The organism is Mycobacterium montefiorense (genome assembly GCF_025823255.1).
Lineage (GTDB): Bacteria > Actinomycetota > Actinomycetes > Mycobacteriales > Mycobacteriaceae > Mycobacterium > Mycobacterium montefiorense.
In genome coordinates, this window is the sequence record NZ_JACKVL010000018.1 from 128,980 (window position 1) to 153,744 (window position 24,765).

General features: G+C 63.7%; 21 protein-coding genes and 2 pseudogenes. 8 read left to right on the plus strand and 15 right to left on the minus strand.

The window, feature by feature from the left end; all coding sequences use genetic code 11:
* Positions 1-32: 32 nt before the first annotated feature.
* Together scnC and H7K34_RS26440 are read right to left on the minus strand one after the other, a co-directional pair.
* Complete coding sequence (gene scnC / locus H7K34_RS26435) at positions 33-737, minus strand: thiocyanate hydrolase subunit gamma (RefSeq protein ID WP_264065009.1); 705 nt, start codon at positions 735-737, stop codon at positions 33-35.
* Positions 734-1,594: a nitrile hydratase subunit beta gene (locus H7K34_RS26440; protein ID WP_264065010.1), complete on the minus strand. Its 861-nt coding sequence runs from the start codon at positions 1,592-1,594 to the stop codon at positions 734-736. The genes scnC and H7K34_RS26440 overlap by 4 nt, the downstream gene beginning before the upstream one ends.
* Before the next feature lie 125 nt (positions 1,595-1,719).
* Between H7K34_RS26440 and H7K34_RS26445 the strand changes: the two genes are divergently transcribed.
* Together H7K34_RS26445 and H7K34_RS26450 are read left to right on the plus strand one after the other, a co-directional pair.
* Positions 1,720-2,568, plus strand: a complete 849-nt coding sequence (locus H7K34_RS26445) for an enoyl-CoA hydratase-related protein (RefSeq protein WP_264065011.1) — start codon at positions 1,720-1,722, stop codon at positions 2,566-2,568.
* Positions 2,569-2,816: 248 nt separating this feature from the next.
* Positions 2,817-4,157 carry a PPE domain-containing protein gene (locus tag H7K34_RS26450; protein ID WP_264065012.1) on the plus strand — a complete coding sequence of 447 codons (1,341 nt, stop codon included), beginning with the start codon at positions 2,817-2,819 and terminating at the stop codon, positions 4,155-4,157.
* Here H7K34_RS26450 and H7K34_RS26455 read toward each other — a convergent pair.
* The 8 genes from H7K34_RS26455 to H7K34_RS26490 are packed head-to-tail and all read right to left on the minus strand — an operon-like array spanning position 4,154 to position 12,858.
* Complete coding sequence (locus H7K34_RS26455; RefSeq protein ID WP_264065013.1) at positions 4,154-5,872, minus strand: FAD-binding protein; 1,719 nt, start codon at positions 5,870-5,872, stop codon at positions 4,154-4,156. The two genes, H7K34_RS26450 and H7K34_RS26455, sit on opposite strands and share 4 nt — an antisense overlap.
* On the minus strand, positions 5,869-7,275 hold the full coding sequence (locus H7K34_RS26460; protein WP_264065014.1) for an aromatic ring-hydroxylating oxygenase subunit alpha: 1,407 nt from the start codon (positions 7,273-7,275) through the stop codon (positions 5,869-5,871). The genes H7K34_RS26455 and H7K34_RS26460 overlap by 4 nt, the downstream gene beginning before the upstream one ends.
* A gap of 25 nt (positions 7,276-7,300) precedes the next feature.
* Complete coding sequence (locus H7K34_RS26465) at positions 7,301-8,833, minus strand: acyl-CoA synthetase (protein WP_264065015.1); 1,533 nt, start codon at positions 8,831-8,833, stop codon at positions 7,301-7,303.
* Between the two features lie 8 nt (positions 8,834-8,841).
* Positions 8,842-9,714, minus strand: a complete 873-nt coding sequence (locus H7K34_RS26470; RefSeq protein WP_264065016.1) for an enoyl-CoA hydratase/isomerase family protein — start codon at positions 9,712-9,714, stop codon at positions 8,842-8,844.
* 18 nt (positions 9,715-9,732) lie between these two features.
* Positions 9,733-9,969 carry a lipoyl domain-containing protein gene (locus H7K34_RS26475; RefSeq protein ID WP_264065018.1) on the minus strand — a complete coding sequence of 79 codons (237 nt, stop codon included), beginning with the start codon at positions 9,967-9,969 and terminating at the stop codon, positions 9,733-9,735.
* Positions 9,962-10,960 (minus strand): alpha-ketoacid dehydrogenase subunit beta, encoded by a 999-nt coding sequence (locus H7K34_RS26480; protein WP_264065019.1) that lies wholly within the window; start codon positions 10,958-10,960, stop codon positions 9,962-9,964. Before H7K34_RS26480 ends, H7K34_RS26475 begins: the two co-directional genes overlap by 8 nt.
* 4 nt (positions 10,961-10,964) lie before the next feature.
* Entirely contained in the window at positions 10,965-11,951 is a 987-nt protein-coding gene (locus H7K34_RS26485) for a thiamine pyrophosphate-dependent dehydrogenase E1 component subunit alpha (protein ID WP_264065020.1), read from the minus strand.
* Positions 11,952-11,994: 43 nt separating this feature from the next.
* Positions 11,995-12,858 (minus strand): mycofactocin-coupled SDR family oxidoreductase, encoded by an 864-nt coding sequence (locus H7K34_RS26490; protein WP_264065021.1) that lies wholly within the window; start codon positions 12,856-12,858, stop codon positions 11,995-11,997.
* A 250-nt stretch (positions 12,859-13,108) separates the two neighbouring features.
* On the opposite strand from H7K34_RS26490, the gene H7K34_RS26495 reads away from it, so the two are divergent.
* Positions 13,109-14,341 carry a CaiB/BaiF CoA transferase family protein gene (locus H7K34_RS26495; RefSeq protein ID WP_264065022.1) on the plus strand — a complete coding sequence of 411 codons (1,233 nt, stop codon included), beginning with the start codon at positions 13,109-13,111 and terminating at the stop codon, positions 14,339-14,341.
* Between the two features lie 304 nt (positions 14,342-14,645).
* Positions 14,646-14,932: pseudogene (locus tag H7K34_RS26500) on the plus strand (ANTAR domain-containing protein).
* A gap of 245 nt (positions 14,933-15,177) precedes the next feature.
* Here H7K34_RS26500 and H7K34_RS26505 read toward each other — a convergent pair.
* Positions 15,178-15,924 carry an IclR family transcriptional regulator gene (locus H7K34_RS26505; protein WP_264065023.1) on the minus strand — a complete coding sequence of 249 codons (747 nt, stop codon included), beginning with the start codon at positions 15,922-15,924 and terminating at the stop codon, positions 15,178-15,180.
* Between the two features lie 66 nt (positions 15,925-15,990).
* Between H7K34_RS26505 and H7K34_RS26510 the strand changes: the two genes are divergently transcribed.
* Positions 15,991-17,331 carry an FAD-binding oxidoreductase gene (locus H7K34_RS26510; protein WP_264065024.1) on the plus strand — a complete coding sequence of 447 codons (1,341 nt, stop codon included), beginning with the start codon at positions 15,991-15,993 and terminating at the stop codon, positions 17,329-17,331.
* Positions 17,331-18,140 carry a DAPG hydrolase family protein gene (locus tag H7K34_RS26515; RefSeq protein ID WP_264065025.1) on the plus strand — a complete coding sequence of 270 codons (810 nt, stop codon included), beginning with the start codon at positions 17,331-17,333 and terminating at the stop codon, positions 18,138-18,140. Before H7K34_RS26510 ends, H7K34_RS26515 begins: the two co-directional genes overlap by 1 nt.
* A 7-nt stretch (positions 18,141-18,147) precedes the next feature.
* On the opposite strand, the gene H7K34_RS26520 is transcribed toward H7K34_RS26515, so the two are convergent.
* Complete coding sequence (locus tag H7K34_RS26520; protein WP_264065026.1) at positions 18,148-18,702, minus strand: TetR/AcrR family transcriptional regulator; 555 nt, start codon at positions 18,700-18,702, stop codon at positions 18,148-18,150.
* A gap of 196 nt (positions 18,703-18,898) precedes the next feature.
* Positions 18,899-19,792 (minus strand): annotated as a pseudogene (locus H7K34_RS26525) (DUF4407 domain-containing protein); the annotation flags it as partial.
* A 212-nt stretch (positions 19,793-20,004) separates the two neighbouring features.
* Between H7K34_RS26525 and H7K34_RS26530 the strand changes: the two are divergent.
* Together H7K34_RS26530 and H7K34_RS26535 are read left to right on the plus strand one after the other, a co-directional pair.
* Positions 20,005-20,562 carry a hypothetical protein gene (locus H7K34_RS26530; RefSeq protein ID WP_108923354.1) on the plus strand — a complete coding sequence of 186 codons (558 nt, stop codon included), beginning with the start codon at positions 20,005-20,007 and terminating at the stop codon, positions 20,560-20,562.
* A gap of 703 nt (positions 20,563-21,265) precedes the next feature.
* The gene (locus H7K34_RS26535) at positions 21,266-21,694 is read left to right on the plus strand and encodes a type II toxin-antitoxin system Rv0910 family toxin (RefSeq protein WP_264065027.1); all 429 of its coding nucleotides are present in this window, start codon (positions 21,266-21,268) and stop codon (positions 21,692-21,694) included.
* Between the two features lie 86 nt (positions 21,695-21,780).
* Here the strand turns inward: H7K34_RS26535 and H7K34_RS26540 are convergent, their stop codons facing one another.
* Both H7K34_RS26540 and malQ read right to left on the minus strand, forming a co-directional pair.
* Positions 21,781-22,251, minus strand: a complete 471-nt coding sequence (locus tag H7K34_RS26540; RefSeq protein WP_264065028.1) for a nuclear transport factor 2 family protein — start codon at positions 22,249-22,251, stop codon at positions 21,781-21,783.
* Between the two features lie 79 nt (positions 22,252-22,330).
* A complete protein-coding gene (gene malQ, locus H7K34_RS26545) occupies positions 22,331-24,472 on the minus strand; it encodes a 4-alpha-glucanotransferase (RefSeq protein ID WP_264065029.1) in 2,142 nt (713 codons plus the stop codon).
* Positions 24,473-24,765 lie beyond the last annotated feature (293 nt).

The window sequence follows — 24,765 nt, forward strand, 5'->3', positions numbered from 1 at the left end:
GTTCGGAGGTGCTCACCAGCCTGTCCCGACGATCAGTCGCCGACCGGATGATTGGCGGGCCGGGTCTGGGTGACAGCGTTCGTCGTCACCCCGACCTTGGGCAGCGCGACGCCGATCAAGCAATCGCGCGTGATGATTTCGACCAGCTGATCCTCGGTCCAGCCGTCAGTTCCTGCGGGACGCACGGGCATCACCATGAAGCGGTGTTTCTGGTTGGAGTCCTCCACCCGGATCTCGACGTCCTCGGGTAGGTAGAGCCCGAACTCGGCGAGCACCTGCCGCGGCCAGCGCACGATGCGTCGGCGGAAATTGGGTGTGCGGTACCACTCGGGCGAATTGCCCAGTATCGGACGCGGATAGCATGAGCAGAGCGTGCACACGATGACGTGATGCAACGTGGGTGTGTCCTCGAGAACGTGAAACGCGGTGAAATCGCTCGGCGTTCCGAACCCGGTCGGCTGCAGCCAATCCACGCCGACTTCCTTGCTGGCCGCGAGCGGATCGGACAGGGCCAATTTCTTGAATTGTGGATCGAGCCACGCCCGTGCCACCAGCCGCGCAGCCGGTGTCGGGCCGATATGCTCGGCGAATTCGGTGAAATGCCGGTGATCCTCAGCGGTGAAAATTCCTTTCTCTATGCATAATTCGCGAAGTGCGATCTCGAGGACTTCGAAGTCGGTGATCTCATCCACCATTGGTGCGGCGGTGCGATCGTGATCGTGATCGTGAGCGCTCATGCTGATGTCCCCTCGGAGTAGGCGGCCGCGTCGAGCCAACGCTCGGGAATCTCGGTCTGCAGCGTGTCATTGGCGGGACCGGTGTAGCCATGCCACAGCTGCGCGAGGTTGAAGCGAACGATGTAGAACCATTCGACTTTTTGGTTAGGGCCGGCCCACGTCTCGTCTTCGGCCGCGGGACTTTCGTACGACACCTTCGCGACTTCGCGTGTCGCGCCGCGTACGTATTCCTGGGTGCGCGTGTAAAGCAGGACGGGAAGTTCGCGCACCACCACCTTGTCGCCTACCTTGAATTTCGGATCTCCGGCCTGCCCGGCGAACATCTGCGGGTCGCCCTTTCCAACCGCATGCAGGTGATGTTCATTGCGCTCGACCCCGGACGGATCGCCTTCGAACTTGGGCTTGGCCTCCAACGGCTTTCCCTGCATTCCGCCCGCATAACGTGACTTCACCTCGGCCATACGTTCGGCTAATTCGCTCACGCCGATGTGATGTTTCTCGACCAGCACGCGCACCACCGCCAGCAGCCAGCGCGCGTAATAGGGGAGTCCGAGATAGATCGTGCGGCCGAGATCGACATTGCCCATTCGGCGTCGTTCCTCCGACAACCAGATTCCGCGCATGCCAAGCACCTCGCACATCACGTAGGTGTTCTCTTCCCAGCCTTCGTACTGCTTGTTCTCGAATTCGATCGGAGCATCCGGCTCGCCACCGACATCGTGCGGGGTTTTGACGTAGGCGGCAAAGCGCTCGTGATCGATCAGATCGGGGGTAGGCGCGTCTGGGAGTTCGGGGTAGGAGGACTTGAGCCTGGCCACCAGGTCGAGCTGGGTCGCCCGGTCCAGAGGAGTTGCCATATCAGCTCCAGTCGTCGTCGGAATCTAAGCCGTGGCACAGCCCACTGCTCACTCAATACAGCTCACTCCACACCTCAAGATCACGCAACCGCTAATTGAATTGCGGCCAGGGTAAGGTCCCGGTGATGGAGCGTCGCGTCCTCGAAGCGATCATCTACGAACGCGAACCGCCGATTGCGCGGATCATTCTGAATCGGATCGACAAGGCGAATACCAAGGATTCCGTCCTCGTCACGGAAGTCGACAATTGCCTGCACGAGGCGGACCGCGACAGCGAGATCAAAGTCGTCATCGTCAAGGCGAATGGCAAGGGGTTCTGCGGCGGCCACGTGGCCCGCTGGGGTCCGGAGGAAAACCCTTACCCAGGTTTCGGAAATACCTTTGAGGATCTGTACAAAGGCACCGCCGACCTATTCCTGTGGCCAACGCTGTACTTGTGGGAGTTCCCTAAGCCGACCATCTCCCAGATCCATGGCTATTGCATGGGGGGCGGAATCTATCTCGGCTTGTTGACCGACTTCTGCGTGGCGTCCGACGACGCGTATTTCCAGATGCCGCTTGCCCAAAGTCTCGGAGAACCGGGCGGGCACACCATGATTGAGCCGTGGTTACTGATGAACTGGCATCGCACCATGGACTGGTTGTTGCTGGCGCCGACGCTGTCCGCCCAACAAGCCCTCGACTGGGGTCTGCTGAACAGGGTGGTGCCGCGCGACGATCTCGAGGCCACGGTCGAGGAGATGGCGCACAAGATTGCCCAGATCCCGTTGACCACGCTGATGGCGGTGAAGAACAACGTCAAGCGCGCCTGGGAATTGATGGGCATGCGGGTGCACCTTCAGGTCAGCCACATCCTGACCAACATGGTCGGTGCCGCGTCCGATGTCCAGGCGCGGCGAGCCGAACTCATGCAATCGGGCATGAAGCCGCGTGAATTCGTCGACCGCGACGAAAAAGACACTCCGCCGGCGTGACGCCGCGGTCACGCTGCCCAGGGTGGACGGACAGTTAGCGGCCCCGCACTCTGTGGGATGCGGCAGTCGATCAGGCTTAAGCCCCGGTGAGGGCGTGGAAATTGCCGCGTAACAGCCCCGCTCGATCAATTAGGATTGCGTGAGGTAACGGCGACGCGCCACTGCATTACCCGCGTGACCGGCGCGACGAGAGGGTTAGTTGGACTCGACCGGCGAGGATTGCTTCAGCATAAGGAGAACGAGCCGATATGACGCAGACGCTCAACGTGGAATATGAGGAACTCCTGACGCGGGCGGATGAACTCGAGCAACCGCTGCCGAATATTCCGTCCACCAACCCGCCAGGGCCCTGCAACCTTTCGTTCATCACCGATACCGCCGCACGACTCGCGCTTACCGCTGACACCTTGCGGTTGTACCTCAAAGGGTGCGAACGGGAATGGCGGAATCTCGCGAAATCCTTGCGGAATGCGGCCAAGGCCTATGAAGAGGTCGACACCGGAGCCGCGCAGGACATCGCCAAGATCATGACCGGCGACGCTGCCACGACGGGCGTATCGGTGGCGCCGGTGGTCGCCGATGACGAGCCCTGGACGGCGCCGGAGCCAATGGCCGCCGCCGCGCCATTCGAATACCCGTACTACGAAGTCAGACAGGCAGCCGAGGACATTGAATCCGGCGATCAGGGCACGGCGTTCAGGGCCTTTGCGCAGGAATGGCGAGCGTTCCTGCAGGCATTTCAAGAACAGACCTATCGGTTCCGGCTGTTTACTCGCTGGGAGGGCGAGGCGACGGCACAAGTTGAACGCGACTTTCAGGCACACAAGCAGTGGATATATTCGATGGCGAAATTATGCGGTGACCTTGCTCAACAGGCTGACCGAGTCGTCGACGTGCACAAAAAGGCCACCGCCACCACCGGCTACGAACACCAGGACTCCCTGGGCGGCGCACATCCCACGACCTATGAGGTATCGCAATGCGATTATTGGTACAAGCGCTATGTCGAATACGGTAATTACGCATACATCCCCATGGCCATTGAATGGTATGAGAAACTGCAGGCCCAGTCGGAATCGGCGTTGAAGTATTACGTTCAGTACGCCAACATCCCGCTAAAGCCGCTCAATCCAGACGCTCCCCCCAAGTCCACGGTCATCAAACCGCCCGGAGAACCGCCAAAACCGGAGCCCAAGCCGGAGCCGAAGCCGGAGCCCGGTGCGACGCCAACGCCCGGTCCGACACCCGCCCAGCTCGGTCAGCTCGCGGGGAACATGTCGCAGGGTATGCAGGGCATGTCACAGGGTCTGCAGAGCGCGATGCAGGGCATCCAGGGCCTCACGCAGGGCGGCATGGGCGGCGGCTCGGCGCCTGCGCAGCTAGCTTCGGACACCACCAGCACGGATCTGCCGCCCGCTGACGAAGCGAAAAAGGACGACGAGGAAAAAGACGAAGAGCAGAAAAAGGCCGACGAGGAGGCGAGACTCGCCGAAGGTGCCGCGCCGGGAGGTCAGGGATCGGGCAGCGCTCCTGCCGAGCCGCCGGTTGCCGGCAAACCCGGCGCGACGCCTTCAGGAGTGGTGCTCTAAGTAAGGTGACCGCGACTGCGGCTCATCTCGCCGGCAATTTTGCGTCCGGCGGCGTGCCGTGCGGCCACGTAGCCGAAGACCATCGAGCTGGCGATGCTCGCTCCGGCACCGAGATACTTGCGGCCCATCACCGTCGCGGTGATGTTGCCGGTCGCGTAGAGGCCGTCGATCACCTGGCCCTGCTGGTCGAGCACTTGGGCGTACTCGTTGGTGATCACACCGCCGCATGTTCCGACGTCCGCCGGGAGAACCAGGGTCGCGTAATACGGCGCACGGTCCAGCGGGCCGATGGCGGCGTTCGGCCGATAACCCGGATCGCCGAGACAGTCGTTGTAGGCCGACTGGCCGCGGCCGAAATCGGGATCCAGGCCCCTAGCCGAAAACCGGTTGAACCGTTCGACGGTGCGTGACAATTCGTCGGCGGGCAGATTGATTTGGCCGGCGAGATCCGCGATGGTGACGCCCCGCTTGACCGCCCCGTTTTCGATCAGCTCGGCCGGCAGGCGCTGGTTACGTTTCAGCGGATTGGCGCTGGTGACGTACCGGCGAACGTATCCCTCATCAAAAATCATCCAGCAGGGCACCGCCTTGTTGGCGTACATCGCCTTGCCGACCTCGACGTAGGAGTTCGACTCGTTGCAGAATCGCCGGCCGGTCGAGTCGACGTAGATGGCGCCGGGACGCTGTCGCCCCGAGCCAAGGGACGCGGCGACAGCGCCGCCGTTGGCGATGAAAACCGAAGGCAACCACCATGCTTCGTCCAGCAGATCGGTCTTGGCACCCAGCCGCATCGCCGTCTCGAGTACTTCGCCGGTATCACCGGCGTTGGCGATCGACCACTGGCCCTCATTCGGCTGGTCGCCGCTGAACCGGCGTCGCATCTCCTTGTTGTGACCGAAACCGCCGGCCGCCAGTAAAACTCCCTTGCGCGCTTCGACGTGCACGGGTACGCCGTCCCGATTTATGCGCGCACCCACGACGCGGCCGTCCTCGACGATCAGATCCTCCATCGCGGCACTCGTCCACAGCGGCGGCTGATTGCCGGCGAGGTCGATCAGCGCTTTGAGCATCTGAGCGATCAGTGAGGAGCCGTTTGTGAGGACCTGGGTACGGCGCGCCCGAGCCGCGACGGTGCGCAGGAACACTCTTGTCGCCACCGCGAACGCGCGCGGCGCGCGATTGAAGTACTGCACCGAGCGTAGTTCGTTGGTGAGCACCACGTAGCCATAGTTCTTGGCCAGTGGCGGCTGCACTCTGTCGTGCCAACTGCCCAGCTCGGTGGCATCGAAAGGGATTCCCTCGACGGCTCGGCCGGACTCGTTGCCGCCCTTGCGATTCGGGTAGTAATCGCTCCAGCCGGCGCAGCGGATCAATCGAACACCCTTGCGGATCAGGAAATTGATCATTTCGTAGCCCGCAGTCAGGAACATCTCGCGTCGGGCCGGCGAGGAAGCCGCACCGATATCGCCGACCACATCGGCAAAATAAGCAAGTCCGTCTTCGTGTGAGTCGGAGATACCATCCCTGCGCATCAACGGATTGTTCGGCAGCCAGACGATACCGCCGGAAAGCCCCGTCGATCCGCCGACGAGCGCCTGCTTCTCGACGATCAGAGGTTCCAGGCCACTGTCCAGTGCGGCCAGTCCCGCCACCATGCCGCCCCCGCCACTACCCGCGATGAGCAGATCTACCGAACGATCCCACTGAATGGTCATCGGGCCCCCGAGCTGAATCCGAGATCCGCGATCGGAACGTCGATCGTGGTGTTGGTCTTCGTGATCGCGGGAACCAGTGCGTCGTAAGGTAAACCGGCGAGGAACCCGTCGATGACTCGTTCGAAGTTTGAGATCAATCCCTCGATCTGATCTGACAGGCGCATGTATTCGAAACCCTTGGAGTGCAGTCCTTTTTGCTGCCGCGGCAAGTTGGAGAAGTCCTGGGCGGGGATCGGCGGCCAGCGCGGATCGTCGGGCGCCATGGGTTGCGGTGGTGTGGGCCGACCCGCGGAAAGGTCGGACGGCAAACGGGTAAGCGACCAGATCTCGAACAGGGTCTCCTCCGGCCCCAGCGGGCGAATCCGGTACGAAGAGGCGCTGCTGTAGGTCGGCAGGATGAAGTGGTGGGGGAAGCAGAATCCGATCGCGTCGGTAATGCCCCGGCGAATCAGGCCGTTGAGATCGGGCATCACACTGCCCCGCGCGCGATGCCAACTCACGACGGCATCGTTGAGGGCACTGCGCCATGCGGCCATCGCCGCTCCCGGGTCGGCCGGTAGTTCGATGGTCTGCAGGCCCTCGGCGATGCGGATGTCGTTCTCATGAGTCATGCCGCCCATACCGTCGCCGAGTGTGCGCATGAAGTACAGGCTGCTTTGCACCACCGGATGCACCGCGGCCGACGCACTGCCGCTCTGTGCCGACGGCAGCAGTTGCGGGTGTGTCTGCGGAACGTGGTAGCCCTCCATGAAGGCCGCCGTGGCGAGTTTCCAGTTCACCGGAAGCCGGCACGATTGCCACCACTCGGTGCGCAGCGTTTCCACGTGCCAGGCGTCGTAGATCGACGCGAACGGTTCCATGCAGTTCCGCAGCGGCGGCGCACCGTCGTCGAGGTTGATCCACGCACAACCACCCCAGCTATCACACCTGACTGAAACCAGTTCGAGGTCATCGGGTTGCATGTTGTCCTGGGCAAAGGCTTCGGGCCGCAAGACAAAGGTGTTGCGGCCGTCGATGCCCCAGCACCAGCCGTGGAACGGGCACACGAAGGCACGGCGGGCCCCAAGAAGGGAGCCATTGCCTTCCACCAGCTTTACCCCGCGATGGCGGCATGCGTTGTGATAAGCCCGCACAGTGTCGCTGTCGACCCGCACTACGATGATCGACTCGTCGAGGATCTCGTATTCGACGTAGTCGCCCGGCTTGGGTATCTCCTCGAGCCGGCAGGCCATCTGCCACACTCGCGGCCACAACATCTCGGCCTCGAGCGCGTAGAAGTCCGGGTCGTAGTAACGCTGCTTGGGAATTCGATCGGCGGCTTGGACCGCCCATGGCACCGGCAACGCCGTCCAGTTCGCTCCCGCGTTGTGCGAGGTTTGGACCCCGCCGGTCTCTACAGCCATCTCGTCATCATCCCTTGTATCTGCGTCACACGATTCGTGATGCCCGCCCCTGCCAGTAACGCTCGCGAATCCGCCTCTTGTAGAGCTTCCCGTTCGGATCGCGAGGCAGCTCCGGGTCGAATTCGACTGTGCGCGGGCACTTGTAGCCGGCCAGGTGGGCTCGGCAATACGCGATGAGCTCGGCCTCGAACTCGGGTCCGGGTGTAAGACCGTCGACGGGCTGCACGACGGCTTTGACCTCTTCACCGAACTCGTCGTTGGGAACGCCGAAGACCGCGGCGTCGACCAGTTGGGGATGCATGACCAAGAAGTTCTCCGCCTCTTGCGGGTAGATGTTGACCCCACCGGAGACGATCATGAACGTCGACCGATCTGTCAGGTACATATACCCGTCCTTGTCGACGTAGCCCATATCGCCCAAGGAGCGCCAACCGCGTTCGTTGTACACCGACGCGGTCTTGGCGGGATCCTTGAAGTATTCGAAATCGGGCCCACCTTCGAAGTAAAGCTCTCCAGCCTGGCCGTTGGGAAGCTCTTGTCCATCATCGCCGACCACATGCACCGGGGCCATCGGAATTCCCACCGAGCCGGGGTGTGCTAGCCACTCCTGCGGTCCGATCACCGTTCCCGCGAATCCTTCAGTGCCGCCGTAGTATTCGTGGATTATCGGCCCGAACCACTCCATCATCGCGTGCTTGACGTCCACCGGACAGGGCGCGGCCGCGTGGATCACGCAGCGCAGGCTGGAGACGTCGTAGCTTTCCCGCACCGCCTCGGGCAGTTTGAGCATCCGGACGAACATCGTCGGGACGAACTGGGCGTGCGTCACGCGGTGGGTGTCGATCAGCCGCAGCACGGTCTCGGCGTCGAACTTGCGCATCATGATTGACGTAGCGCCGACGCGGTTGACCGCCATCGTGTAGTTCACTCCGGCCGCGTGATACAGCGGCGCGGGGGACAAGTACACACTCGACGGGCTCATGCCGTAGCGATGGGTCAGTGCCATCTCCAGCACCGACTGGGCCCACGAGCCGTTACCGTCGGCCGGCAGCGGCCGGCGCACGGCCTTGGGTCGGCCGGTGGTGCCCGACGAGTAGAGCATCTCCGATCCATCCGACACCGGCGGGGCGTCACCCGCAGCCGCCAGCACGTCCTGGTATCCGCGCCATCCGGGCAACCCGCGGCCGACGCTGATATGGACGCGGACCGCGATGCTGACATCGCGTATGTGGGCGGCGATTTCGGCCATGTCGCCGTCGACGAAGACCGCCTTCGCGTCCGAGTCGCCGATGACGTAGGCCACCTCGTCGGGCGTGAAATGGGTGTTGACGGTGGTGTAGTAGAGACCGGAAAGCTGACAGCCCCAAGTGATTTCGAAGAATTCCGGTCGGTTCGGCAGCACCAGCGCCACGCCGTCGCCGTGCCGCAGTCCGGCGTCGTGCAGCGCCGCGGCGACCCGTTGACTCCTCTCGTACAGTTCGCCGAAGGAGATCGCGGCACCGTCGGCAATCAGTGCCGGCGCCGCAGCGACTGCGATCGCGTGATCGGCAATGTTCACCAGCAGGCCTAAGTGGCTGCGGCGCCGTCGGTCTGGGCGGCGGCCGCGGCCTGGCGCCGGGCCTGCTCGGACGGCAGCACCTTGTCCTTGAACACCGTCTGAATCAGCTCTTGAACGTCTTTACTGATGGATGCAAGCGCGACCAGATCATTGGAACTCTGCCAGTGCACCCGCATTCCCATCAGCTCCCAGGCTCGTTTCAGGTTGGCCTTGGTCGCCAGCAATGTGGTCATCGGGGCCTGTGCGATGTGGCGGGCGATGGCCTCGACACGGTCGTCGAGTTGGTCACGCGGAACGACCTCGTTGACCAGGCCGACGTCCAGCGCCTTCTTCGCGTCAATCACCTCGGCAAGATAGAGGTAGTACGCGGCGCGCCGCCAGTTCATGAACACCCAAGGCTCGATTGAACATTCGCCCGACGGCATGCCGAACCCCTGCAGGGGCGGGTAGGAGAAGTAGGCATCCTCCGACGCGATGACGATGTCAGTGGTCAGCCCGTAGTGCGTGCCACCGCCCACACAATATCCATGCACCTGCGCGATCGTCGGCTTGGAGAACTCCCAGAGGTTCAGGATCGGCTTGACGAACAGATCGGTCTGCGGTTTCCACGGTGTGCCCATCACCTGGGCGGCCTCGACGAAAGACGGGTAGTCGACCGCGTTGTTGCCGATGGCATGTCCAGAGCAGAAGCCTTTTCCGTTGGCCTTGATGATCAGCACTTTGATGTCGTAGTCGCGATCGGCGTCCAGCAGCGCGGCATCGACTTCTTCGGCCAGCTTCTGATCCTGGGCGTTAGCCTTCTCCGGCCAGTTCAGCGTGACGCGGGCGATCGGACCCTCTTTTTCGTAGATGATTCTTTCACGGGTCTCGTTGAGATCCATAGGGCTTACCTTTCTTCTTTATGACGTGATGATGCCGATTTCGGCGCCGATGTCGTAGGTGCTCCCGACCTGGCCCGTCCACTGGACGGTGCCGGATGCCCCGGCTTCGATTTCCTGTTCCACTTTCTCGGTGGCGATCACATAGATCGGCGTGCCCGCCTCGACGTGCTCACCGGTGTCGACGAGCAGCCCGGTGAGTTCGGCCTCGGATACCGCGACCGATACGCGTGGAATGCGAATAACGAAGTCAGCCACGCGCATTCGCCTTCTTGCAGGTGCGCTGTGCCGCTTCGACAATGCGTGCCGGTGACGGGTACACCTGCGCTTCGAGCGCTGCCGCGGCCGGATTGGGCACGAACCGGGCACCCACCCGCTCGAGGGGTGCGGCGAGCTCGCCGAACAGTTCGGATTGCAGGATCGCGGCGATCTCCGCGCCTGGGCCGGCGAATTGGACTGCATCGTGCACGATTACGGCTCTGTGCGTACGCCGGACGGACTCGACGATGGTTTCGACGTCGAGCGGCACCAGGGTGCGCAGATCGACGACTTCGGCGTTGACGCCTTGCTCGGCGAGAGTAGCCGCCGCCGCCAGCGCGTCGTGCACGGCGCGTCCGTAGCTGATCAGCGTCACGTCGGTGCCCGGCCGCTTGATATCGGCCAGCCCGAGTGGAATCGCGAAGCCGGGGTCGACAGGAACCGGCCCCTTCTTACTTTGTAGCCGGATTGTTTCGACGAACAGGCACGGGTCTTCGTCAAAGATCGCCGAGGTCAGTAAGCCTTTGCCGTCGCGCGGCGTGGAAGGCACGATCACCTTCATCCCGGGGATGTGCATGAACCACGCCTCCAGGCTCTGCGAATGCGTGGCCCCGGTCGCCAGCCCGGCATATACCTGGGTGCGGATGGTGATCGGGGCCGTTGTCCGTCCGGCGGTCATGAATCGCAGCTTGGCGGCGTTGTTGATCAGCTGGTCGGCGGCGATGCCGATGAAGTCCATGATCATGATCTCGGCCACCGGTAGCAGTCCGTCGATCGCGGCGCCGATCGCCGCCCCGACGATCGCGGCTTCCGAGATCGGGGTGTCCAGCACCCTGTCGTGGCCGTATTTCGTCGACAGTCCCGCCGTTGGTCCGGAAGCACCGGGATCGGCGATGTCCTCGCCGAGCAGAAACACTCGCTCGTCGGCCTGCAGCGCCTGATCCAGCGCGAGGTTCAGCGCCTCGCGCATCGTCATCTCTTTTTCGTCCATGCCATTACACCGGGAACTTGATCGGGGTTGCGTACACGTCACGCTCGAGTTCGTCGGCCGTGGGGGATTCTGCACTCATCACCGTCTGCAGTGCGGATTCCACCGCCGCCTGTGCTTCGTCGTCGATGCGCGCGAGTTCGTCGTCACCGCAGATGCCCGCGTCGCCAAGGTGCTGGCGAAAGCGCGGCACCGGGTCCGCTGCGATCGCCGCTTCGAGTTGTTCCTTGGGGATGTAGGGCATCCGGTCGCCGAAATAATGGCCGCGGAAGCGGAACGTCACGCACTCGATGAAGGTGGGGCCGGCGTCCTCGCGTGCGCGTTGCAGCGCCTGCTCGAGCTCGGCTTTCACCGCCAGCGGGTCGTTGCCGTCGACGCGAACGCCTGGCATGCCGTAGCCGGCTGCCCGATCAGCCACCGCCGCGAGCTTCATGGTGTCGCTGGTCGGCGTCATCTCGGCGTACAGGTTGTTCTGGCAGACGAACACCATCGGCAGATCCCAGAGTGCGGCCATGTTGGCCGCTTCGTGGAAGGAGCCGGTGTTGGTGGCACCGTCGCCGAAGCTGACCACAGTGACACGATCGAGCCCCTTGCGCTTGGCGGCCATCGCCAGCCCTACGGCCACCGGCGGTCCGGCGCCGACGATTCCGGTCGAAAGCATCACCCCCACATCAGGTTTGGCGATATGCATGGTGCCGCCCTTGCCGCGGCTGGCGCCGACGGTGCGCCCCATCATCTCGCCGTAGATCTCCTCGAGCGGGACGCCCTTGCCGATGAGATCGTGTAGTCCGCGATAGGTGGTCACCAGTTGGTCGTCGAGGCGCAGCGCGACACCCATCGCGGCGGCGATCGCCTCCTGGCCGCGCGACGGCCAGTACACGCACATGAACTCGCCGGTGCCGATGCCCTTGGACAGCCGGTCGTCGGCCGCCTTCATCAGCACCATCAGCGCATAGAGGCGCCTTTGGGCTTCGGGGGATTCGATGCGGGTCATTGCGTAGTTCCGTTGTGGTGCAGTCTGGTTGATGCCTCTGCGGTCACGCGCCCGACCATGGCTTCACCTTGAGGAAGCCGCCACCGTCGACGCGCAACTGTTGTCCGGTGATATAGCGTGCGGCGTCGGAGGCGAGAAACAGCACCGCCTCGCTGATGTCCTCGGGTTCGACGTAGGGGATCGGCATCGCCTGCACGAACGGGAAAATCGGCTCGGCGTCCTCGCGGGTAGGCTCCTTCAAGTCGGGCCGGAACGCTCTGTACATCGGTGGGCTGTGCAACATGTCGGTGTTGACGTTCGTCGGGTGCACCGCATTCATCCGGATGGAGAACGGCGCCAGTGCTCGAGCGAAGTCGTTAACATAATGCGCCGCTGCGAGTTTCGCGAAAGCATATCCGGCCCCGCCGGGACCTCCGTCGATGCCGGTGGTGTTCATCGAGGACATGAACGCGGCGTTGGATCCGATCACGATGATCGACGCGCCTGCTTGTAGGTGCTTGATGCTCGCGTGTACGAGGTTGAGCACGCCGACCAGGTCCACGTCCACGGCGTCGGCGAACGCCTTCGGCGGCAGACCCGCGGTGAGCGGGCAGATGCCCGCATTGGCGATCACGATGTCGAGGCGTCCGAGTTCGGCGACGCCCTGATCGATCGCGGTGGACAGGGCCACCCGGTCGCGGACGTCGGCTATCGCAGTGAAGGCGCGCTGACCTTCCTTCTCGACCAGCCGCGCCGTCTCGTCGAGATCCTCCGGCCTGGCCAATGGGTACTCGTTGGTGTCGATGTCCTCGCAGAGATCCACCGCAATGATGTCGGCACCCTCGGCGGCCAGCATCCGTGCGTGCGACCGCCCCTGACCCCGCGCGGCGCCGCTGATCACGGCTACCTTGCCTGTCACCCTGCCCATTGCTGATCCTTTGTCCCGGTGCCTATTGGTTTCGCGGGCCGGCGAAAGTGCCTATGCCGCTGGGAGGAATCGCCCGGTTGTCGCAGGTTCCAGTGCCATCGCATCGAGGGTCGGGATCTGACCAACGATCGGCTCCATCGCATCTCTTCCACGAAAACCTTCGCGTGGCTGTAGCCGGGCTATCAATATCCCTTAGAGTAACTAGAATACCTAAAATAGCAAGGACAGAGTCCGGACGAGGGGGTTGGTGATGTCAGGCGCGCGCGGTGGCGTCCTTCAAGGGGTGCGGGTTGTCGAATTGGCATCGTGGACCTATGTGCCGTCGGCCGGCGCGGCCCTTGCGGACTGGGGCGCGGACGTCATCAAAGTGGAGGGTGTCGCCTTCGGCGACCCGGGGCGAGCCCTGGTGGTCGGCGGGTTCACCCGCGCAGCGGCCCGCCCGGACGCCGACTTCATCCTCGAGTTGGGTAACCGCGGCAAGCGCAGCATCGCGATCGACATCAAGTCCGAGACGGGCCGCGAGTTGTTCGGCCGCCTGTTGGCGACTGCGGATGTCTTCTTGACCAACTGGCTGCCCGGCGCACTGGAACGGGCCCGGCTGACCATCGACGACATTCGCGCCTTCAATCCGAAGATCATCATTGCGCGCGGCACCGGCCTGGGGGTCCGCGGCCCGGATCGCGATCGCGGCGGCTTCGATGCCGCTACCTACCTGGCCCGGGGCGGCGTTGCCTACACCCTCACGCCTTTCGGTACCGATACACCCGCAGTCCAGGGCCCCGGGTTCGGCGACCTGCAGGGTGGGGCCACGCTGGCCGGCGGCGTGTGCGCGGCGTTGTTCCACCGGGAACGCACCGGTGAGCCGACGATCGTCGACTCGTCGCTACTGGCGCAAGCGATGTGGTCTATCGCACCGTCGATTTCGGCGGCCGATTTCTTTGACATCGACGGCATTCCGGGGGCGCCGCCCGGGTTGGCCATCAATCCGCTGGTGAACCGATACAAAACCAAAGACGGCAGATGGATCCAGCTGGTCTTCTTACAGCCCGACAAATTCTGGGTCGGTTTCTGCGAGCGTATCGGCCTGTCGGAGTTGGCTACCGACGAGCGATTCGTACCGTCGAGCAACCTGATCGCGAACGCGGCCGCGGCGACCGAGATTGTGGCGAATGTGTTTGCCAGCCAAGACCTCGCGCACTGGCAGAAGCTGCTCGAAAGCGAGCCCGGAGTGTGGGGGCCGCTGGCGACGCCGCGGGAGACGCTCAATGACCCACAGGTCGAGCCGAATGGCTACGTCGTGACCAACGTCGACGACAATGGTGAGAAATACCGAATCGTCGCTGCGCCGGTCCAATTCAACGAAACTCCGCCACTTCCCGCGCGCGCTCCAGAACATGGTCAGCACACCGAGGAGATTTTGCTGGAACTCGGCGTCGAGTGGGATGACATCGCTAAGGCGAAGGACCTCAATTCCATCCTGTGATGACACCCTCATCGAGGCCCGCCAAATACCCGTTGCTCCTGGCGATTGCATAACCCGACCGATATCCATCGGGATGAATGAGTCTCGCGTTACATCCGACGCCGAATAGTGGCGGGTCCGGTATCGACACGGTCACAAGCAGATATCGATGTCCACGGCGGTATGGCATAACTGCGTCGTTCCACAAATCATGGCACAGTGCGCCTTTGAGAATCCCGATAGTGAGTTATGCGTTCTCGCAAGGATTCTTGTTCGCTATGTCGGGTAGTGGATTTCGTTGGGCGCAACAGGAGGTATGCACAGCATGGCGAACTGGGTTCCCGCACAGACTTCGTGTGGCCCGAACTCCAGCCGCATTCTCGATACCGCGCGGGGGATCATCATCGGACTACGTCGGTGCCGTTCGGAGACCGCCTTCGACGAACTGCACAACGCGGCAGTGCGTCACCGGGTTCCGGTATACGCAATGGCATGGCGCTCGTACACCTCGCTGGCGAGGGCGAGAAGACGTCCAGCTTCACAGAGGCGCAGTCGGCTGCGCGCTATGAGTGGGGTCAATTGTTCACCGGAGCGGCAGCTCTGAGCTGTTGACAGGTGACCAAGAACTTGGCGCGGCCGGGGTCCCTGGGGGGTACCACGGCCGTGCCAACCATTGCGAAGAGCCCGCCGATCTAAAGCCGGTAGAGCACGCTATTTTTCCGCTCGAACTCCAGTGGCCGGGACGGTCACGGCGCCTACGGCGCCGTCGCAAGACAATCGAACCGGCGATCAATGCGAGCCGCGACCGGCCATAGCGGCGGTCCGTCAGCGGATCTTCACCGCTCCTTCACGCCTCGTCAACGAGTCCACGCGGGCGAGTCGGCCGCCGTGCGCAATGCTGCGATGATGCGCTGTTCCTTTTCCAGGAAGCGCTCGGTGGGCGCCGGCACCGAGATCGCAACCACGTTCTCGCCCAAGGTTCGTCGCGCGATAGCGGCCGCCGAAATCCCCGGGGTGTGTTCCCCGCGATCGAAAGCAATCCCGGTCCGCCGGATCTCGGCCGTCTCGCGGCGCAACCGGTCGGCGACACCGGAATTGAACCGGGAGATCACTGCCTCCGCCTCGGCGTCGTCGAGGGTCGCCAGCGCCGCCTTGCCATTGGCGGTCACCTCCAGTGGGAACCGAACGCCAACGGCAGAGACCGCGCGGAGCCGGTGCGACGATTCAATCTGGTCGACAAACCACATCCGCTGTCCACGCAAGACGGACAGATCGACGGTTTCACCGTCGGTCGCACCCGCGACCCGTTCGATTGTCGGCCGGAACAGCGCCGAGACGTGTGCTCCGGCCGCGCTACCCAAACCCAGCAAGCGCTCACCCAACGAGAAATGGCCTCGCGCATCGACCTTGGCCAACCCGACTTCCACCAGCCCCACCAGCAGCCGGCGCGCCGTGGATTTGGCCAGCCCAAGTCGCTCACCGAGATCAACCAGCCGGAGCTGTCCGGGCTCGGCGGCGATCTCGTCCAAGGCGGCGGCGGCGCGGCGTAGCACCTGGATGCCTTCGTCGCGATTCGTGGGCGGAGTGGGTTCCGTGGGCGGCACAATTCCACTATAGTGTTCCGCACTCCGAACTACAATGAACCGGAATATGGATCAAAGGAGCTCCAGATGAGTGCGCTACCTGCAGGGCGGCACTTCTTTCGCAGCGACGAGGGATATGAAGCCGCCCGCCGCGGCACCGTATGGAACCAGCGCGTGCCCGAGCGCTACCCCGACGTGATCGTTGCGGCCGTCGATACCGACGACGTCGTCGGCGCGCTGCGCTACGCAAAGGCCAACGGGCACAAGGTCAGCATCCGTTCCGGCGGCCATAGCTGGGCGGCAAACCACCTGCGCGACGGCGCGTTGCTGATCGACGTCAGCCGGATCGACCATGCGAACATCGACGCCGAAAAGGGCATCGCCGTCGTCGGTCCGGGCAAGGGCGGCAGCATCCTGATGAGTGAGCTGGAAGCCCAGAATCTCTTCTTTCCGGCCGGGCACTGTAAGGGCGTTTGCGTCGGCGGCTACCTCCTTCAGGGTGGCTATGGTTGGAACAGCCGAGTCTGGGGGTTGGCGTGTGAGTCCGTGATCGGCCTGGATGTCGTCACGGCCGAAGGCGAGCAAATTCACTGTGACGCAGACAATCACGCCGATTTGTACTGGGCCGCGCGCGGCGCCGGCCCCGGCTTCTTCGCGGTGGTGACGTCGTATTACCTCAAGTTGTACAAGCGGCCCGGCGCCTGCGGCACCAGCGTCTACGTCTATCCAATCGAGCTCGCCGACGAGATCTACACATGGGCGCGCAACGTCAGCGCCGAGGTGGACCGTCGCGTCGAAATGCAAATCGTGGCAAGCCGAAGCGTCCCGAGTATGAACCTGGACAGCCCGGCCATCACGTTCGCGTCACCCGCGTTCGCCGACACCGACAAAGAAGCCGAGGAGGCCCTGGCGATCTTCGGAACCGTGCCGGTAATCGACAAGGCACTGGTCAAAATCCCTTACATGCCAACCGATATGCCGACCTGGTACACCGCCGTAATGAGCAATTACCTCGCCGACCACCGCTACGCCGCCGACAACATGTGGACGTCGGCCCCGGCGGAGGATCTGCTGCCGGGGATTCGCAACATCATCGACACGATTCCCGACCACCCGTCGCACTTCCTGTGGCTGAACTGGGGGCCGTCACCTAATCGCCCGGACATGGCCTACAGCATCGAAGACGAGGTGTACCTGGCGCTCTACGGCGCCTGGAAGAACGAGTCCGACGACGCGAAGTACGGCGACTGGGCGCGCTCCAACATGGCCGCGATGTCGCATCTGGCGACCGGCATTCAGCTGGCCGACGAAAATCTCGGCCAGCGCCCGGCCCGGTTCGCCAGCGACGAGGCCATGGTCCGCCTCGACAAGATCCGAGCCGACTACGACCCAGATGGCCTGTTCAACCCTTGGATGGGGCGACTCTGATGGCCGGCGACCTCTACCTCGGCTACCGCAACGACGATATGAACACACCGTTCGGCAAATTCTTCAATCCCGAAATGGCCGCGTTACCAAAACATGTCGTCGAAGCGCTGCAGCATGGCCCGCAAGGTGGGATGGCCTTGGTCGCGTTCGACGACGCCGCGACTGTCGCCGCCGCGGGATACCAGCAGACCGAGAACGGCTACGGGGTTCTCGACGACGGCGGCTATCACGTGTCGGTCCGCACCGACATGCCAGGCGTCACGCCGGGGATGTGGTCGTGGTGGTTCGGCTGGCATGGCAGTGACACCCGCCGTTACAAGTTGTGGCACCCGCGGGCACATCTGTCCGCCGCGTGGAAAGACGGCGACGACGCCGGCCGCCAAGGCGCCCAGCGCTACATCGGTCGGTGGTCGTTGATCAGCGAGTACATCGGCTCAACAATCCTCAATGGCGCAATTCAATTCGTCGATCCGGCGGCGATGGGCTGTCCACCCGACAGCGCGGATGCGGTAGCGATCTGTGCGCGGCTGGGCGCCAGTGATGCCCCAGTAGATGTCGGATGGTTCATCCACCACGTCCGGTCGACCTCGAGCGGATCCGAAATGCGTTCCCGATTTTGGATGGGCGGGCCTCACATCGCCGTACGCAACGCTCCCGGTGTTGCCTCAAAAGCAGTGCGCCCCATCGCGTCTCGCATACTCGGCAACCCGGAGGCCAACGCCCGAAATCTGCTGGTGCACTGTGCGCAGGAAATGAACCACCTGGCTGGCTTCCTGCCCGAGCTACACGCGGCTTTCGGCGACGAGTAACGCCCGTTCAGCCCGCGCTGGTGAAGGCGGGCGTGACGAAACGCTCTACCAGCGCACGCTCGGTCTCCTCGTCGCCGACCGGCCAGTACATCAGTGACAACACGATGCGTACCACCCACTGAGCGGCCTGCTGGTCGCCGTTGGTGAGCCCGGTGAGATCCGTGGCGAATGCCGCCAACAGCGGCGATCCCGTGAGCCAGGCGATATCGTCGGCCCGGCCCGGACTGGACATCAGTTGATACAGGGGATCGGCCCGGATCAGCTTGAGCGCCACGATGATCGCGGTGACGACTCGCTGCGCGCCGCTCATCGCGTCGACGGTCTGACGCACCGATTCAACGATCCGTGCTGCGGCGCGGGTGATGACTGCGTCGCGGATTTCGGACTTGCCGCCGGCATGGCGGTAGATGGTGGCGCGCGAACAATGGACGCGCTTCGCCAATGCATCGATGTCGAAGCCCTCTGGCCCCTCGCGGGTGATCATCTCGGTGGCGGCCGCATAGATGCGTTCTGCGGCAATTGTGCGGCGATCGCCCCCGACCAACCAATCGTCACGCGACACCAGTCACCGCCCCTTTGCTGCGAGAAGTGAGAACGTCTCTATCTCAGCTTGAGACAATAGTAACTATTCATCTCACCATCGTCGCAGGTCTTTGATCCCTGTTGAGACGATCGGACGCGGCGCCCCCCGACAGCGGCTTTCGACTTTCCGCACGCCCATTGACGTCGGGATATCCGGGTTCTCACGCTGGGGACGTGATTGTCATAGCCCAGACCAGTACGAAAAAGGCGATCGTCAACAGCCGCAACATCAACGCCCCGGCACTGGCGAAGGTGAGGTCGTTCATCGCCAGCCAGCGTGCACCGAGTCCGCCCGGGCCCGCATCGGCGAGCAGGCTTTGCCGCGCCTCGGTGACGGCCTGCTCCTGGCGGCTAATTGTCGCGTCCAATTCGGGCGCCTGGCGGTCGCGGGCCGCCAATGCATTGTCGAGCTGACGCTGAGCATCGGCGAGAAGCTGGTTAGCCGTTCGGGTTTCGGGACCGGAGCCGGGAACACCGGTGATCCGAGTCTGTGGGCACGCCGGGCTGGGGTGGTATTCACAGCGCGCGATGACCAAGGCGTTGTCCTGGCTGTCGCGGGCCTGCGCGACAGCGTTGTCGAGCCCGGCGCGCGCATTCCGCGACTGTTCCAGCGTCTCCGAGGCCTGTACGACGGCCGGCGCCGAGCCGGCGGTACGTAGCGCCCGATCGTCGAGGCGGTGATCGATCGAGCGCGAAAACACGGCGAGCGCGGCCAGTTCGCCGACGACAACGCCGACTGCCACGGCAACAACCGCGCGGCCCGCGATGCCGGCCCAGCCACGGTGCGGGCCGCCCGCGATGCCGCGAGTCACCGCACCAACCAGCAGACCGAAGACAAGTGTCAACGCGACGACCGCAAACAGCGACCAGCGGGCCGAGCCGTTCACCGCCAACGCCGCCACCAGCCAGGCCAGCACGGCTCCGAGCAGCACCACCGCGCCCGCCACGGCGTGGGTGGACCTCTCGTGACGCTCACCTAATTCGCGCCAGTGTCCGCCGCCAAACCAGGTCAGAACCCCCTCGAGCCGGGAGACGGCTGAGTGCGGCTCAATCATTTCGTGGGTGCCCATCACACTCCAACACCTCCAGTCGTCAAGCCTCCCAGGCCAGCGGCCGACACACCGAATCGAAGCGCCGACGTGTGGCGTTGTTCACAACTCAATGGAATGGGGGTCGGACCGTCCCGCCGGCCGGTCTCAGCAGGTGGTATCCACCGCGAAATTCCAGCGACGCGGACGGATCAGCGAAGATTCCGGCAAGTACCGTGAGACGGTATAAGCCTATGCAAAACCACGAGTATGTCACCTACGAAGAGTTCGGACGCAGATTCTTCGAGGTCGCCGTCACGCCCGAGCGTGTCGCCGCGGCTTTCGCCGAAATTGCCGGCAGCGAGTTCGCCATGGAGCCGATTGCTCAGGGACCCGGTGGGATTGCCAAGGTCAGCGCAAACGTCAAGATCCAAGAGCCCCGCGTCACACGACGTTTGGGTGACAGCATCACCTTCGTCATTCACATTCCTCTGTCGATCGACCTACTCCTGGACTTGCGCCTCGACAAGCAGCAGTTTGTAGTCTCCGGAGACATTGCATTGCGTGCGACCGCACGTGCCGCCGACCCGTTGGTGCTGATTGTCGACGTCGCGAAGCCACGGCCGTCCGATATCACCGTCAATGTGTCGTCGAAGTCGTTCCGCGGCGAGATATTGCGCATTCTGGCCGGCGTCGACGGCGAGATTCGCCGATTCATCGCTCAGTACGTCGCCGACGAAATCGATGCACCCCAATCGCAAGCAGCCCAAATCATCGATGTCCAAGAGAAGTTGAACGAGGCCTGGCCCTAGGCTTGGCCGGGCCGAAATCCATTGAGCCACATGGTCGCAGCCGGAGCGGGATTCCCGTCTCGCCGCCAGTAAGGGTGGGTTAGTCTACCGCCGTGCGATGGCCGTTTCAGACTGATAGATCCAGCATGTAGAGGCTCACATGACCCATCGCTGGTTGGTCGCGGCAATGCTAGGCGCCGGATTGGCGATATCGGGCTGATCTTCCGCTAGCAAACTACCAATTCGCCCGGATCCACAAGAAAGAGTTCCGCTTCCGCGTCTATTACAACGGGGTCGCCGTCGAGCGAAACCACCGAGGCGGCACCGTCCACCACGCTAGACATCAGCCAATGCGTCGACGTCACCGGCGCGAACGCGGACCTGCTCACCGCGTCCGATAAAGATGGCGCCCGCAAAGCCGCCGACACCCTTGCGAAATACGACCCGCCGGCGCAGGTCAAGGAGCGATCGAACACTTCGTCACCACCGGCGGTGCTCACTTTGATGACGCGGACTACACGAAATACAACAAACTCGTCACGGGCAAATCGTTCAGGGATCCGGTGCCAGCTGAGTTAGCCGGGGACCAAGCGCGAAGTCATTGGGCGGGCACGTTTACCGCCTCCCCATGCGGGGGTATGCGGTCCAAACAGTTTGGGGGCCTAGGTGGTGTTGCCCGGTGCCCGCAATGTTTCCGCCACGGTCTCATAAGGAGCGACAAACCTTGGCACAGGTAGATGTGTCGACGTCGTCGGATCTGGACCCAAGCGCCGCCTGGAAGCTGGCTTCCGATCTGGGTCGATTCGACGAGTGGATGACGATCTTCGGTGGTTGGCGCGGTGAGATCCCGTCGACGATTGAGCAAGGCACCAAAGTCTCGTCATGCATCAGGGTGAAGGGATTCCGCAACATCGTTCATTGGACGGTGACCCGCTACGACGAACCCAAATCGATTGAGCTGCAGGGCCGCGGCCGGGGCGGGATTCGCCTTACCGTGGCGATGAACGTTACTGATATGCAGCCGGGTTCGACGTTTCAACTCCACGCAGACATTGGCGGAGGCGTACTCAGTGGGCCGGTGGGCTCGGTCGTGGCGCGAGTTCTGCGATCCGATGTGCGCAAGTCGGTGGAAAACCTCGCCACTATGCAATAACCACCGGGGGATTACCCCGTCGGGTGAAGCTATCCGAAACATGTTCTGGCTAACCGACTTCGAGGGAAGACGCGCAATGTGCAGGCTCAGCGCGGATCGGGGGGCAACAGCCGGCGTACCGGGTGCGTTTCGATGGCATTGACCGTCAACGACCGTCGACTGATCCGCCATCCCGAGTCCGTCGACTCGTACTCGTCGTCATAGCGCAGATGCCAGGCCACATCGAGGACATCCTCGGCCCGCTGGGTCCAGTGATGTGCAACGCACGCGACCCGGCCTTGCGCCGTCCCGGGCCGCGACCCCGCGTCGTACACCTCACCGACGATCGCGTGCTCGGTACGCGCCACCTCAGCAACCGATGCGACCGCAGTTGCGATGGCCTGTTGCCCACGATGCGAATGAATCGGCTTCAGTTCGGCCGGCGGCTCAGGAACCGTCAGCTCGGCCTCCGCTGTGAAAAGTGCTACCACAGCATCAAATTGGCGGTCATCGACTCCGGCGGCATATCGGTGTACCAGGTCGCTGAGCGCTGCTCGGTCGTTCGCTGAAAGGGTCATGACAGCCAAGGGCGTTGCGCGCCGGGGACCGGGGCAGGGGCGGATAACTTCATGGCACCTGAAGCTAACAGGCGATCGACTAGATGGTTGGCGGCGCGAGTGCGGTACGCACCGCGTCGGCGAGCGCGGCGGCCCGACGATCGGTGAACACGTCTTCGAGCATTACCGGCCGGCCGTCGGGGCCGGTCAACGGGACCCGCCAATTCGGATATTCGTCGGTGGTACCGGGTTGATTCTGGGTTCGCCGGTCGCCGACCGCGTCGGTCAGCGCCACTCCCAACAACCGGGACGGCGTTCGGCCCAGGTAGCGGTACAGGGCAAGGACGACTTGTTCGGGGTCGTCGTCGCTGCCGCCGAGCAGCCCCACCCGGCGAAGCTCGGCCATCCAGGCCGCCAACTCGGCTCGGTCGGATTCGAGCTCTTCGGAGGCGGGCCGGGTCAGCAATCCCAGCGACTCGCGCAACCGGACGTGCTCACCGGCCAGGTAACCGGCGGTCGGCGGCAGATCGTGGGTGGTGACCGACGACAGGCAGTACTCGCGCCAGCGCTCGGCGGGCAGCGGACCGCCACTGCCGTCCCGGTCCAGTTCGAACCACAGAATCGAGGTGCCCAACAGCCCCCGTAGCAGCAGATAGTCGCGGACCCACGGTTCGACCGTGCCGAGGTCCTCACCGACGACCAGCGCACCGGCGCGGTGTGCCTCCAGCGCAACGATCCCGATCATCGCCTCGTGGTCGTAGCGCACGTAGGTGCCTTCGGTGGGCAGTGCGCTCTCGGGGATCCACCACAGCCGAAACAACCCGATGATGTGGTCGATGCGAACACCGCCGGCATGCCGCAGCACCGCCCGGATCAGTGCACGGAACGGCTGATACTCCTGCTCGTCCAGCCGGTCCGGCCGCCAGGGTGGCTGCGACCAGTCCTGGCCGAGTTGATTGAACTCGTCGGGTGGCGCGCCCGCGGTGACGCCCAGTGCCAGCACATCCTGCAGCGCCCAGGCGTCGGCACCGTTTGGATGCACGCCGACCGCCAGGTCATGCATGATGCCCAGCGACATGCCGGCCCGTAGCGCCTGTGACTGCGCCGCGGCGAGTTGCTCATCGAGCTGCCATTGCAGCCAACGGTGGAAATCGACCGCATCCGCATGCTTTTCAGCAAATCGCGCCACTCCGATAGCGGAGGGGTGCTGCAAGAAGCTAGGCCAGGAATGCCAGTCGCCACCGTATTTCTCGGCCAGGGCGCACCAGACGGCGAAGGCGTCGAGTGCGCTACCTTCGCGCTCACGAAAGGCCGCGTAGGCCAGCTCTCGGCCGGCTGAACGCGGGGCCCGGTAAACCAGCTTCAGCGCCTCCCGCTTGGCTGTCCAGGCGCTGTCGCGGTCGATGGCGTCGATCTGGTCGGCGTGCTGCTGGACGTCGTCCCGCAACCGGCGCAGCCGGCCACGTTTGGTCAGGTCGGCGTACTCGGGAATGGACTCAACGCGAAGATAAAGCGGGTTGATGAAACGCCGCGACGTCGGAAGATACGGCGACGGTTCCATCGGAATCATCGGTGTGGCCGCGTGCAGTGGATTGACGAGCAGGTAGTCGGCGCCGTGCCGGGAGGCGGACCACACCGCTAGGTCGGTCAGATCGGTGAGGTCGCCGACACCCCACGACTGCTCGGAGCGCACGCTGTACAGCTGAGCGGCCAGGCCCCACGCCCGGCGCGCGCCTAGTTGCTCCGGCAGTCCGAGCCAGTCGGGCGTCACGATGAGCGCGGCGCTGGTTTCGGTGCCCCCAGAGCGCAGATGCAGGCGGTGGTAACCCAACGGCAGGTCAGCCGGCAAGACAAAGCTGGCCTCGCCGACCCATCGCCCGTCCAGATTGAACGGGGACGTGAAGTTGTCGACTTGTTGCACGCCGCCGTGCACCGTGCCGTCCTCGAGCCGCAACAAGACTTCGGCGGGATCACCGTGGGTGACGTGCACCCAGAACCGCGTCGGCGTGCCAGTGCGCGCGACGATGGTCGCCGGCAATCGACGTGCCCAATATGTGCGCAATTGATTGGTCAGCGCTTCGTTTCGGTCTTGCTCGGTGCCAGCCGCGATGCCGAGAGCCGCGAGCACAGCCACCAGCGTGCTCTCCGATACCTGCACCTGGCGGCGCGTCCAGTCCTCGTACCAAGTGCCAATGCCGAACCTGCCGGCAAGTTCGACCAACGACGGCGCGAGCTCAGTCATGCCGCCCATCTTGCTGCCAAAAGCCGTCCGGCACGATGCGGCCCGGGATCTGACCGCCGCGGCTTTTGCTGGCGGTCGATGACGTAGCAGGTCAGCTAAGTCGCCGAGAGCAGCACTGGTTGACAGGACGGGCTGGCCGTCCGTCGCTACGATCCCTTTGGAGACACGAATTATCCGGCCGGGGGATCCAGTGGGGAACTTGGAAACTGCCAGCTCAGTGGTGGTTGCTACCGCTGAGCCTGTGCCGGCCGCCGCTTTGCGGTCGGCTGCACGGGTGGACGCAGCAAGGCATG

Bases quoted from the DNA above. Each gene is read 5' to 3' on its own strand.
- scnC (WP_264065009.1), bottom strand. From the start codon at position 737: ATGAGCGCTCACGATCACGATCACGATCGCACCGCCGCACCAATGGTG.
- H7K34_RS26440 (WP_264065010.1), bottom strand. From the start codon at position 1,594: ATGGCAACTCCTCTGGACCGGGCGACCCAGCTCGACCTGGTGGCCAGG.
- H7K34_RS26445 (WP_264065011.1), top strand. From the start codon at position 1,720: ATGGAGCGTCGCGTCCTCGAAGCGATCATCTACGAACGCGAACCGCCG.
- H7K34_RS26450 (WP_264065012.1), top strand. From the start codon at position 2,817: ATGACGCAGACGCTCAACGTGGAATATGAGGAACTCCTGACGCGGGCG.
- H7K34_RS26455 (WP_264065013.1), bottom strand. From the start codon at position 5,872: ATGACCATTCAGTGGGATCGTTCGGTAGATCTGCTCATCGCGGGTAGT.
- H7K34_RS26460 (WP_264065014.1), bottom strand. From the start codon at position 7,275: ATGGCTGTAGAGACCGGCGGGGTCCAAACCTCGCACAACGCGGGAGCG.
- H7K34_RS26470 (WP_264065016.1), bottom strand. From the start codon at position 9,714: ATGGATCTCAACGAGACCCGTGAAAGAATCATCTACGAAAAAGAGGGT.
- H7K34_RS26480 (WP_264065019.1), bottom strand. From the start codon at position 10,960: ATGGACGAAAAAGAGATGACGATGCGCGAGGCGCTGAACCTCGCGCTG.
- H7K34_RS26485 (WP_264065020.1), bottom strand. From the start codon at position 11,951: ATGACCCGCATCGAATCCCCCGAAGCCCAAAGGCGCCTCTATGCGCTG.
- H7K34_RS26490 (WP_264065021.1), bottom strand. From the start codon at position 12,858: ATGGGCAGGGTGACAGGCAAGGTAGCCGTGATCAGCGGCGCCGCGCGG.
- H7K34_RS26495 (WP_264065022.1), top strand. From the start codon at position 13,109: ATGTCAGGCGCGCGCGGTGGCGTCCTTCAAGGGGTGCGGGTTGTCGAA.
- H7K34_RS26510 (WP_264065024.1), top strand. From the start codon at position 15,991: ATGAGTGCGCTACCTGCAGGGCGGCACTTCTTTCGCAGCGACGAGGGA.
- H7K34_RS26515 (WP_264065025.1), top strand. From the start codon at position 17,331: ATGGCCGGCGACCTCTACCTCGGCTACCGCAACGACGATATGAACACA.
- H7K34_RS26530 (WP_108923354.1), top strand. From the start codon at position 20,005: ATGCAAAACCACGAGTATGTCACCTACGAAGAGTTCGGACGCAGATTC.
- H7K34_RS26540 (WP_264065028.1), bottom strand. From the start codon at position 22,251: ATGACCCTTTCAGCGAACGACCGAGCAGCGCTCAGCGACCTGGTACAC.
- malQ (WP_264065029.1), bottom strand. From the start codon at position 24,472: ATGACTGAGCTCGCGCCGTCGTTGGTCGAACTTGCCGGCAGGTTCGGC.